The sequence below is a fragment of the Thermosyntropha lipolytica DSM 11003 genome, from assembly GCF_900129805.1.
In the GTDB taxonomy this organism is placed as follows: domain Bacteria; phylum Bacillota; class Syntrophomonadia; order Syntrophomonadales; family Syntrophomonadaceae; genus Thermosyntropha; species Thermosyntropha lipolytica.
In genome coordinates, this window is sequence record NZ_FQWY01000050.1 from 1 (window position 1) to 10509 (window position 10509).

The 10509-nt window shown below is 41.6% G+C and carries 14 protein-coding genes and 3 pseudogenes; 15 read left to right on the forward strand and 2 right to left on the reverse strand.

Annotated elements, in window-relative coordinates:
- The 15 genes and pseudogenes from BUB92_RS10115 to BUB92_RS11590 all read left to right on the forward strand — a co-directional run.
- On the forward strand, positions 1 to 468 hold a 468-nt coding region (locus BUB92_RS10115; protein ID WP_143156934.1), incomplete at its 5' end, for a DUF2192 domain-containing protein.
- A gap of 151 nt (positions 469 to 619) precedes the next feature.
- Positions 620 to 934 carry a hypothetical protein gene (locus tag BUB92_RS10120; RefSeq protein ID WP_073093396.1) on the forward strand — a complete coding sequence of 105 codons (315 nt, stop codon included), beginning with the start codon at positions 620 to 622 and terminating at the stop codon, positions 932 to 934.
- Positions 871 to 1068, forward strand: a pseudogene (locus tag BUB92_RS10125) (hydroxylamine reductase); the annotation flags it as partial. The gene BUB92_RS10120 and the pseudogene BUB92_RS10125, both read left to right, overlap by 64 nt.
- A gap of 206 nt (positions 1069 to 1274) precedes the next feature.
- Positions 1275 to 3263 carry a methyl-accepting chemotaxis protein gene (locus BUB92_RS10130; RefSeq protein ID WP_073093397.1) on the forward strand — a complete coding sequence of 663 codons (1989 nt, stop codon included), beginning with the start codon at positions 1275 to 1277 and terminating at the stop codon, positions 3261 to 3263.
- Positions 3264 to 3444: 181 nt separating this feature from the next.
- Positions 3445 to 3831 (forward strand): ArsR/SmtB family transcription factor, encoded by a 387-nt coding sequence (locus tag BUB92_RS10135; protein WP_073093398.1) that lies wholly within the window; start codon positions 3445 to 3447, stop codon positions 3829 to 3831.
- Positions 3832 to 4881: a permease gene (locus tag BUB92_RS10140; RefSeq protein WP_073093399.1), complete on the forward strand. Its 1050-nt coding sequence runs from the start codon at positions 3832 to 3834 to the stop codon at positions 4879 to 4881.
- A 32-nt stretch (positions 4882 to 4913) separates the two neighbouring features.
- Entirely contained in the window at positions 4914 to 5168 is a 255-nt protein-coding gene (locus tag BUB92_RS10145; protein ID WP_073093400.1) for a thioredoxin family protein, read from the forward strand.
- 38 nt (positions 5169 to 5206) lie between these two features.
- Complete coding sequence (locus BUB92_RS10150; protein ID WP_073093401.1) at positions 5207 to 5539, forward strand: hypothetical protein; 333 nt, start codon at positions 5207 to 5209, stop codon at positions 5537 to 5539.
- A gap of 88 nt (positions 5540 to 5627) precedes the next feature.
- Entirely contained in the window at positions 5628 to 6053 is a 426-nt protein-coding gene (locus BUB92_RS10155; protein WP_073093403.1) for a TlpA family protein disulfide reductase, read from the forward strand.
- A 76-nt stretch (positions 6054 to 6129) separates the two neighbouring features.
- Complete coding sequence (locus tag BUB92_RS10160) at positions 6130 to 6741, forward strand: cytochrome c biogenesis CcdA family protein (protein ID WP_073093405.1); 612 nt, start codon at positions 6130 to 6132, stop codon at positions 6739 to 6741.
- A pseudogene (locus BUB92_RS10165) lies at positions 6729 to 7121 on the forward strand ((2Fe-2S)-binding protein); the annotation flags it as partial. The gene BUB92_RS10160 and the pseudogene BUB92_RS10165, both read left to right, overlap by 13 nt.
- A 108-nt stretch (positions 7122 to 7229) precedes the next feature.
- Positions 7230 to 7646 (forward strand): arsenate reductase ArsC, encoded by a 417-nt coding sequence (locus BUB92_RS10170; protein WP_073093409.1) that lies wholly within the window; start codon positions 7230 to 7232, stop codon positions 7644 to 7646.
- Between the two features lie 129 nt (positions 7647 to 7775).
- Positions 7776 to 8147, forward strand: coding sequence for a fluoride efflux transporter CrcB (crcB, locus tag BUB92_RS10175; RefSeq protein ID WP_143156935.1), 372 nt, complete (start codon positions 7776 to 7778; stop codon positions 8145 to 8147).
- Between the two features lie 14 nt (positions 8148 to 8161).
- On the forward strand, positions 8162 to 8560 hold the full coding sequence (locus BUB92_RS10180) for a DUF190 domain-containing protein (protein WP_073093411.1): 399 nt from the start codon (positions 8162 to 8164) through the stop codon (positions 8558 to 8560).
- Between the two features lie 259 nt (positions 8561 to 8819).
- Entirely contained in the window at positions 8820 to 8972 is a 153-nt protein-coding gene (locus tag BUB92_RS11590; RefSeq protein WP_159432332.1) for a hypothetical protein, read from the forward strand.
- Between the two features lie 40 nt (positions 8973 to 9012).
- Here the strand turns inward: BUB92_RS11590 and BUB92_RS10185 are convergent, their stop codons facing one another.
- Positions 9013 to 10074 carry a hypothetical protein gene (locus tag BUB92_RS10185; RefSeq protein ID WP_073093413.1) on the reverse strand — a complete coding sequence of 354 codons (1062 nt, stop codon included), beginning with the start codon at positions 10072 to 10074 and terminating at the stop codon, positions 9013 to 9015.
- Positions 10075 to 10166: 92 nt separating this feature from the next.
- Positions 10167 to 10509 (reverse strand): annotated as a pseudogene (locus tag BUB92_RS10190) (IS4 family transposase); the annotation flags it as partial.

Below are 10509 nucleotides of genomic sequence, written 5' to 3' on the forward strand. Positions count from 1 at the left end.
ATAGAGGTCAATCCCGCCTACACATCCGTGATAGGGATGCTGAAATATGCACCGCAGTATATGATAAGCAAGGACATTGCAGCAGCGTATGTTATAGCAAGAAGAGGACTTGGACTAAAAGAGCAAATTCCTGAAGGGTATATGGCGATTCTGAAGGAATTAGACGCTGACGAACTGGAAGAACTAAAAGAGTATGTTAGAAAAACAGTTAAAAACAAACAACTAAAAAAGAGACAACTAAAGGAAATAGACAAAGCAATAAAACTGATACAAAGCCTTGGGAGTGAGCCTGGGAAGGCATCAAGGCCTCTGGGTGGAACAAGTCTTGGTGCTGGTAGCGAAAGCTACAATCTCTGGCGAGTTCTCAAGGTAGCGGTGGTAACGCCACTCTCTCCCGAGAAGGTCTTGCGAGACATCTCTGTCCTGAAGAGAGTAATCTTTTCAGGGCAAGTGGGGAGACCCGGATAAGGGCGTGAGCTCCTGTTTCTTGGGACAGGGGCTATGGGAGTGCTTAAATATCGCCTGCTGGGAATAGGCACTCTCTGAAATGGCGGACTATAAATAGCCCAGCTACTCAAACTGTTCGATTTTGTACAGTTTGAGTAACCAGGAAGATGGAATGTACTGTAATCAGTGTGAACAAACTTCAAAAGGGATAGCCTGTACTTCAGTGGGGGTGTGCGGCAAAAAGGAAGAGGTGGCCCTTTTGCAGGATTTATTGACTTATGTTTTAAAAGGCCTCTCTGAGGTAGCGCTGGCAGCTAGAGAAAAGGGAATAGAAACAGGAAAAGCAGACGCGCTTATTTTAGAAGGTATGTTTGCTACCCTTACTAATGTTAACTTTGATCCGGAGAGGATAGCAGATGATAAAATCTATTCCTTTCCTGGTTTGAACAGAAGGCAGTTTCCATTCTTCTTACCCTTCTCTACTTAGGCATAGAGGACATAAGGATAGGGCCGAGCCTGCCAGCTTTTATTTCTCCCGATGTACTGGCGGTGCTGGCTGACAAATTCGGCCTTAAACCGATAGGAACAGTGGAGGAAGATTTGAGGGTTATACTGGGATAAAAAATAAATATAAATATATAAGATAAAAAGCAGGGTTAAATACCTTGCTTTTTATTTACTGTAGTACTAATATGTTGAATAAAGCATATTTTTTGTTGAAAAATAGAAAAACAAGCAGAAGGAGGTAGAAAGTCCTAATTTACAAAAAGATTTATGCTGTTTTGGTATCTGTATAAAAATAATCGAGAAATAAGGGGAGAGAGATTTTGAAAAGTATAAGAGCCAAAATAATTGCGGGAATTTTAATCCTGGTAGTGCTGGCATCTATAAGCACAGGTTTGCTGGCTACCAGCATGGCCAAAAAAGCGGTTTTGGAGCAGGGAAGGATAGGACTTGAAGCAGTAGCTAAAGAAGATGCCCGGACAGTTGCCAGCCGTATAGAAGGGAATTTAAGGCAGTTGGAAGTCCTGGCTTATTATGATGAAATAAAGAGTATGGATTTAGAGAGACAGCTTCCGGTTTTAAGAGAAGCGAAGGAAAACTACGGTTTTTTAGCTTTAGCCGTTGTTTATCCAGACGGCAAGGCCTACTATGATGACGGAACGGTGGCTGACCTTGGGGACCGGGATTATGTAAAAAGGGCTTTTGAAGGAATGCCTAACCTGTCAGATGTTATTATAAGCAGGGTTACCGGGCAGCCGGTAGTTATGTTTGCGGCCCCCATAAAGAAAGAGGGAAAAGTGGCTGGTGTACTGGTGGGAAGAAGAGATGGCAATGCCTTAAGTGAAATGGTTGATGATATGGGATTTGGAGAAACCGGTTATGCCTACATAATAAATGAAAAAGGAACCGTTATTGCCCACCACGACCGGCAGAAGGTTATAGATCAGCTTAATCCGATAGAAAAGGCTAAAGAAGATAAGACAATGGAATCGGTAGCCGAAACTTTTAAAAAGATGCTTAGCGAAAAGCAGGGTTTTTCCCGCTACTATTTTAATAACAGGTATATATATAATGCTTATATGCCTATTGAAGGTACAGGTTGGATATTATCTGTTACTGCACCGGAAAGTGAATTTTTGTCTGAAGTTAAGAAAATGCAGAAGCAGAACCTCCTGGTTACTCTTTTCGTTGTATTTATCGGTCTTATAGTAAGTTATATCCTGGGTAAGATGCTGGCCGAGCCTATTATACAGATGGTGGGGAATACCCAGCGTATTGCCGAGCTTGACCTTACCGGAGAGGTCGATGCAAAACTCTTAAACCGCCATGATGAAATCGGCCATCTATCTAGAATATTCAAACACATGCAGGATTCTCTCCGTACGATGATTGGGGATATAAAAGCGAAATCAGATGAGGTAAACAGCCATGCGGAATCTTTAGCGGCAGTATCGGAGGAAATGGCAGCTTCTTCTCAGGAAGTTGCTACTACCATGCAGCAGGTAGCCGAAGGGGCAACTAATCAGGCTAAGGACCTTATGGATATATCGGAAGCTATGCAGGGGGTTATTGAGAGCATAGACCATGTTTATAATGCCCTGCAGGATTTGAAAGAGGAAACTGATAATACGGCCCGCAAGGCAGATGCCGGCAAAGAAGAATTAGATAAGCTTACCCGGTCGATTGAAGATATACGCAAAGCTTTTGCGGTAGTTGTAGATAAAGTAGAAAATCTTACTTCATCGGTGCAGGAGATAAGCAGCATAACCGGCATCATATCAGGTATATCTGAACAGACTAATCTTTTAGCCCTTAATGCAGCTATTGAGGCGGCCAGAGCCGGAGAAGCCGGGCGGGGGTTTGCCGTAGTAGCAGATGAGGTAAGAAAACTGGCAGAAGAATCCCGGATTTCTACCGAAAAGATAGCAAGCCTGGTAGCTTCTATAACGGGAGATACAGGCGAGGTTACCAGAACAGCACAGGAAGTAGAGATACTGGTGGAAAAGCAGGTAGAAGTCCTGAAAAACAGCATACGTTCCTTTGATGATATATTAGGTTCGATTGAGAAAGTACCTTTCTACCTAGATGAGACCTACAAGCAGATGCAGGGCATTGTGAATGCCAAAGATGTAGTAGTAGAAAAGGTAGCCAGTGCCGGTGCGGTTGCGGAAGAAAACTCGGCGGCTACACAAGAGGTGGCAGCTTCTTCTGAGGAAATGACAGCATCTTCCCAGGAAGTAGCAGCTACTGCTCAGAATCTGACGCAAATAGTTATGAAGCTGAAGGAAAGTATAGATAAATTTAAGATATAAATTATGGTTTACTGCGGTTTAAGCCTGGAGCTTAAACCGTTTTTTATTTTGTATATAAAAATATTCTATAACGACCTGGCTTTAGCATATTGCATTTTAAAGATTATATATTAACATATAAGTATATACTAATATATGAATGTTCCGGAACAGTTGTAGCAGATCAGGGGGGAAGAAAGAGATGTACGAAGAGGTTTTTAAGGCTCTGGGGGAGCCGACTCGGCTCAAGATAATAAGGCTTCTGGCGGAAAAGGAGCTTTGTGTATGCGATTTGGAAGAGATAATGGACATAAGCCAGCCCCGGGTTTCTCAGCATTTGAAAATTTTGAAGCAGGCAGGGCTGGTCAAAGAGCGCAAAGAGGGTAAAAAGAGGATATGTTCTTTTAACCGGGAATTTTTTGACTGGTTTATGGAGGAGTTTTCTTTCTTTATGCACCGTCCACTGCATGAAGTGGAGGAGTTTGCCGAAGAAGTAAAGCGGATGCAAAATTTGGATTATGATACCTGTGCTATAAGAAGAAAAAGTCTGAGCAAGAAAAGTAGAATAAATGGCCAGGAGGAGAAATAAATGGACTTTATATTTACTATGCTTAAAGGCGGATTTAATGAGCTTTTGGATTACCTGTCTTTTCATGTGTTAACCTGTCTGGTACCGGCCTTTTTTATTGCCGGAGCCATGGCGGTGCTGATAACTAAGGGTGCAGTTATAAAATATTTTGGAGCCGGGGCTAAAAGATGGGTAGCTTACGGGGTGGCTTCAGTATCAGGGATGCTTTTAGCCGTATGTTCCTGCACGGTTTTGCCGCTTTTTGCCGGGATATATAGCTTGGGGGCCGGGATAGGGCCGGCTACCACTTTCCTCTATTCAGGGCCGGCTATAAATATTCTGGCTATATCCCTTACCGGTGCTGCTATTGGCTGGCATATGGGGGTAGCCAGGGGAGTTGGTGCCGTATTATTTTCTATAGTGATAGGGGTCATAATGTCTTTTCTTTTTCGTCATTCCGAAAAAGAAAGATTGGGAGAAATTGAAGAACTGCCGGGGGAAACCAGCGAAAAATCAGTCAAGTTTTTGGTAGTATTTTTTGGCACTATGGTAGCTATACTTATTGTTAGTACCAGTAAACTGGAACCCTGGATAAAAATTACCATAGACATCGGGCTTATAAGTTTGATTGCGGTTATGGTTCGTTACTATTTTGCGGAAGGGGAATTTAAATCATGGATGGAAGAAACCTGGAGCCTGGTAAAAATGGTAGTTCCAACCCTCTTGGTAGGGGTTTTCCTGGTAGGTATGGTTACATCAGTCCTTCCTCCGCAGTGGATTGCGGGATATGTAGGACAAAATTCTCTTATAGCCAATTTTGCAGCTTCCCTTATAGGTGCTCTTTTCTATTTTTCAACCTTAACCGAGGTTCCAATTGTAAAGGGGCTTATTAATCTGGGTATGAACCAGGGGCCAGCCCTGGCCCTGCTTCTGGCCGGACCAGCGGTAAGTATACCCAACCTGCTGGTAGTAAACCGGATCATGGGTTTTAAGCGTACTTTAGCCTATTTTGTGCTGGTAGTAATTATGGCTACATTAACCGGATGGGCTTATGGCCACTTTTTTGGTTAAAAATGAAATGCAAAATAAAGGAGGATGACGGAATGAAAATTGAGGTTCTGGGAACTGGATGTGCCAAGTGCAATAAGCTGGCAGAAGAAGTGCGAAGTGCCTTGGCAGAAATGGATGTGGCTGCTGAATTAACTAAGGTGGAGGATATTAAAAAAATCATGAGCTATAAGGTCATGATGACTCCGGCTTTAGTAATTAATGGCAAGGTTAAGGCGGCAGGCAAGGTCTTGAAAAGGGAAGAGATAAAGAAGTTTATCCAGGAAGAAATGCAAAACCGCAATGAGTAGATATTATTGAATTATAAGAGAAAGGAGAGTTAATTATAATGAGTAAAATTCTGGTTGAGGTTTATGCGGGAGTAAACGCTGGTGGAGGGTGTTGTGCATGCAGCGGGGGCTGTGGTATAGAGGAAGTGAAAATGGAATATGAGCACATGGCCAAAGCAGTTAAAGAAAAGTATGGAGATGAAGTCGAAGTAAACTTTATAGATACTACCGGAAAAGAGCCGGGTGAATTTGCGGTTTTAGAAAAGGTCATAAAGATGGGATATTCTTTCCCCTTTACAGTTATAAATGGACAGCCGCGTTTGGCTGGTAAAGTTTCAACCGAGTCAGTTCTTGAATTGCTGGAAGAAATTAAGGCAGGGAAAGATAATTAGCAATATGTAAATCTTATATGCCGGCAGGTGTTGTTTTTATATACATCTGCCGGATATATGCAAATAATATCAGGGGAAAGGTGGCTGTATGAAAAGAAAACGGGAATTAGCTTTACTTATTTTGTTAATACTTCTGGCCGGCGGATTTTATCTAGCAAGCCGTAATGATGAGAAAAAAAATACTTCTCCCGGGGGAGAAGATGTCGTTTGGCAAATTAAAGAGGCGAAAGAAAAGGGGGAGCCGATGTGGCTTCTTTTCAGTTCTACTTCCTGTCCCCCCTGTGTGGAGATGAAGAAGGTTTTTGACCGGATAAAGCCGGAATACGAAGGTAAAGTGCTTTTTATCAATGTAAATGTAGATGAGAGGGGTAATTATGATCTTTTGCGGGAATATGAAATAAAGTATATACCTACTACTTATATAATAGATAAAAAGGGAGAGATAACCTATCATAATATAGGTATTATTCCGGAAGATACCTTACGGGAAGAGCTTAATAAGGTGGTGAAGTAGGCTGGAACAGTGGCTTAATCAGGTACTTCCCGGGATTTTAAGCGAGTTTTCACTCTATGGATATATATTAGTATTCGTGGCCGGGATTATTACGAGCATTGGCCCCTGTAATTTAAGCATGGTGCCTATAATTATTGGATATGTAGGGGGACAGGAAGCAAGCCGCAGGCAGAGCTTTGTTATTTCGCTTTTTTTCACTTTAGGTACGGCTACTACTTTTATGCTGCTGGGGCTTTTTATAGCTGCAGCCGGCGGAATCTTTGGCGTAAAGAAAATGATTATCTATTATCTGGTAGCCGGGGTATGTATTATTCTGGGCTTAAATCTTATGGGAATATTAAAGTTTAATATAAATTACGGAAGCAGCCTTTGGCGTTATACGGACAGAGCTAAAGGGCTTTCTGGCAGTTATTTACTGGGGCTGGTTATGGGGCTGGTAGGTTCGCAGTGTGGAACGCCGGTGCTTCTTGTTATTCTTTCTTTAGCTTTAGCCAGCGGCAAGTGGCTTTATGGAGCTACCCTGCTTTTTATCTATGCTTTAGGGCGCGGGGTGCCGCTTGTGATTGCAGGCACTTTTACCGGCCTTTTAACCCGTATGGATGTATTTGCCAGATGGAATAACATTCTGGAAAAAGTAGCTGGACTTATAATAGTAATCATGGGAGGATATTTTGCATGGCTAGCTTAGATAAAACTGAAATCATAAGTAAACAGCCGGTATGTCCCTTATGTAATACCAGGGGAAAGAAAGTTTTGCGGCGTACGGTAGAAAACTTATGCCCGGGAATCAGATTAGAAGATGGACCTTATTATTTGTGTCTCTCACCTGCATGTAATATCGGTTATTATACTTCTTCCGGGCAGGTTATTCCTAAAGACAGGCTTAAGGTACCCATATGGTTTAAAGAAGAATCGCCGGTTCCTGTATGCTACTGCCAGCAGGTGACAGATGAAGAGATATGGAAGCATGTAGCAGTAGATAAATGCTGCAGCACTTTAGAAGACATACAAAAGCATACGGGTGCTAATACCGGATGCCGCTGTGTAGAAACTAACCCGGCTGGCACCTGATGTCGTCCGCTGGTGCAGTCGGTGATTGCCCAGGCTTTAGCAGCAAGATAATTAGAAGAAGGGGAGCTAAAATTTAAATAATTTAAAATGAAGGGGGAAAAATAGATGGCGGAAAATAAAAAAAAGATAATCTTTGTTTGTACTCAGAATTCAGCCCGCTCCCAGATGGCAGAAGGCCTTATGCGGGCAATGTATGGAGATCGTTTTGAAGTTTTCAGTGCCGGCACTAAACCATTCCGGGTAAATCCTTATGCTATAAAGGCTATGGCCGAAATAGGGATTGACATCAGCAGCCACCGCTCGAAAAGCATAGATGAATTTACGGATATGGAGTTTGATTATGTAGTTACGGTTTGTGATAATGCCAGGGAAGAATGTCCCTATATACCAGGGGGCAGGGAATATCTGCACCATAGTTTTCCTGATCCGGCTAAAGCCGAAGGAAGTGAGGAAGAAATCCTTAAGGTTTTTGCCCAGGTTCGAGATGAAATAAAAGACTGGCTTGAGGCTCAGTTTGCCTAGATAAAATTGATATTAGTTTGCTTTTTTAAAGCTGTTTGCTTAATATTATTAGGGTGGACAGCTTTTTTATTTAAAGAAAAAATTTCAGGATTGGCAGCAAAGCGAAGTTGTTTAGACGGAGGTGGGATAGTGGCAGCTTACTTGCTAATTGCAGCAGGTGGTGTATTAGGGGCCCTGGCCAGATATATGACTGCTACCACAGCTGCTTCAAAATGGGGGACTTTTTTTCCTTACGGCACTTTAATAGTAAATGTAATCGGCTGTTTTCTGGTAGGATATCTGGTGCTTAAAGGGATAGAAGGGGCTTTGTCTCCTAATTTGCGCTTTTTTCTCGTAGTAGGTTTTGGCGGTGCTTTTACTACTTTTTCTTCTTTTTCGGCGGAAACCCTTTTGCTTTTGCGCGATGGGCTCTATACTTATGCTTTATTGAATGTAGGGCTTAATCTGGTTTTGTGTTTGGGAGCTTCTTTTTTGGGTTTCATGCTGGCTAAAGCTTTATAATGGGGGTGTAATTTTTGGCTACTTTTAAATTTTCCGGTCCTGCCAAGCGACTCCGGATATTTGTTGGTGAAGGACATAAGTATAAAAATATGCCGCTTTATCATGCCCTGGTTTTAAAGGCTAAGGAGTTGGATATGGCAGGGGCTACGGTAACTAAAGGCATTGAAGGTTTTGGCGGACACAGCCGTATTGTAACCAGCCGGATTGTCGATATATCTTCTGATTTACCTGTGGTAGTTGAGATAGTAGACAGTGTGGAATATATAGAAAAATACCTGCAGGAAATTGACGGTATGATTAAAGAAGGGCTCATAACTTTAGATGATGTGGAAATAATAAAATATTCCAGTTTAGAAGGGGAAAGGCTCAAAAGAATTAAAAAAGAAAATCAGTCAGAACCTGATAAAAAATAACACGTCTAAATAAGTAAACAGGAATATTGTATACCAAATTTTTAGGGCTGGACTAAAGGCTGTATCCGTTATATTCTTAAATTAGAAGGATAGTTTCTCTCGTGGTTAGGCTAAAAAGGCTTGAACCGGAAAGAGAGGCGATAGCCATGAGAAATAATGGAGTTTAAAGCAGGCGTTTATCTAGATTTGCAGATGATGCCTGTTTTTGTTTTAGGAGAGGGTTTTTTGGAGGGCATAAGCTGAAGGAAGGTGAAGACGAATGACCTGCCGGAAAATATTAAAGGGGTTTATGGAGTGGTGGCAAGGATATTTGCGGGAAGATATTTGGGATAGGGAACATTATGAAGAATTTGTGGACTGGATGTACTGTCATGGTATAGATGTAGAACAATATATGCCTTACTGGAAATAGCCTGTAATAAAGGGGGGCGGAAGAACCGCCTTTTTGTTTTTTAAAATACGGTCTGCAGGATGGCAAAAAGAAATTCTAAAGCTATGAGTATGATTATAATCCATTCTAAAAAATTAGAGTGCTGCACATTTACTTCATTGCTTAAAAGAGAGTAGTTTTGATAGATTACATTAGTTGTCCGGGTTAAGCTTTCTGACCATTGATAAGTTCTTAAAACCCGCAGGGTAGTTTCATAAACCCGGGCATAATAGATATCTTCAGTTATTTTTATGAAGTTTTTTATTTTTTCTGTTACTTCAGTTATATCGGCTATTATTTCCATAAGTTCAGTCATTATTTGCCGGTAAAGCCTTAAACGGGCATAGCGCGAAAGTTTTTCCGCTTCTTCAATATCAGCATACATTTTTTCCATATGCCTGTTGAGAATAGCATCATAATAACGGAGCTCTAAAAGCTGAACATTGGCAAATTCAATCAGATCCCGTAAATCTTCCGGGTCTTCCGGGTCGCAAAGTAAGGCAGTGTCCCAGCTTATTATGGCAAAATCATCCCGGCTATAGGATAAGGTATTGTTCATTATCTGCTGACGCATTTGGGGGCTAAAGTCGGTTTTTTCCCCCATAAGAACAGGCATGGGATCGGTTACTTCTTCCGGGCTGGTGATGCGGTAGATAGTATAATCTTCATAAAAGTCAGGATCGATTTTTATTTCCCCTAAATAGGCAGATAAAGTATTGGCGAGTATATCTATATAAAGGGAAAAAGCATCTTCCAGGCCTTTCTGGCCGGCAAAGGAGAGGGCAAAATCGGTTAGATCTGCTGGTATATTCCCTTTATTTTCATAGCTAAGGCAGATACTGACCGCTCCTATGTCGTATATGCGTGCTTTAGCCTGTAAAACAATTTTATTTTTCCGGTGGCTGATAGCCAGATTTCCCAAGTTTATAAGTAGAGGAGGAACATCAAGCTGGATAGAGCTTGGTTTAACGCGCAAAAAACGCTGGCGGCTTATGTTGTGGTCATCAGACATTTCTTTTTCCAGCAGGTCTAGGTCAATTTCTTTTCCCGTCTCGTATATGCGGTAAAAGTATGCGGCAAACATAAAAACGACTCTCTCCCTTTTATAGATTCATCTTATTTTAATATTTTTCTACCTGCTTAGCAAATAAGTCTTCAGCAGCTTAAATGAATTACTCAAATTTCGCAGTTTAAAACAGGCATCAAAGCCCTAATGTATGCTGGTTGACCAGCAATCCAATATCGAACTTGACACAAAATTTCTGCGTATAAATCCTGGGAAATTTTTTTGCGCAGTTCGGCAATAAAAAGCAAAAGATACCGTATGGCGGTCTGGTAGTCAATATCCTGTACCTCATCGCATAACAAATAGAATATTTCTCCGTAACTACGTGAGTCCTGGTTGTTACGTCGTTCCCATTCCAGCAAAATATATCTGGTAAAAACAATGGTTGTATGGGCTATGAGCATATCGTAATTTCTGCCCTGGAATTCGGAGCCTAGTTTTAGCAGTGATTTG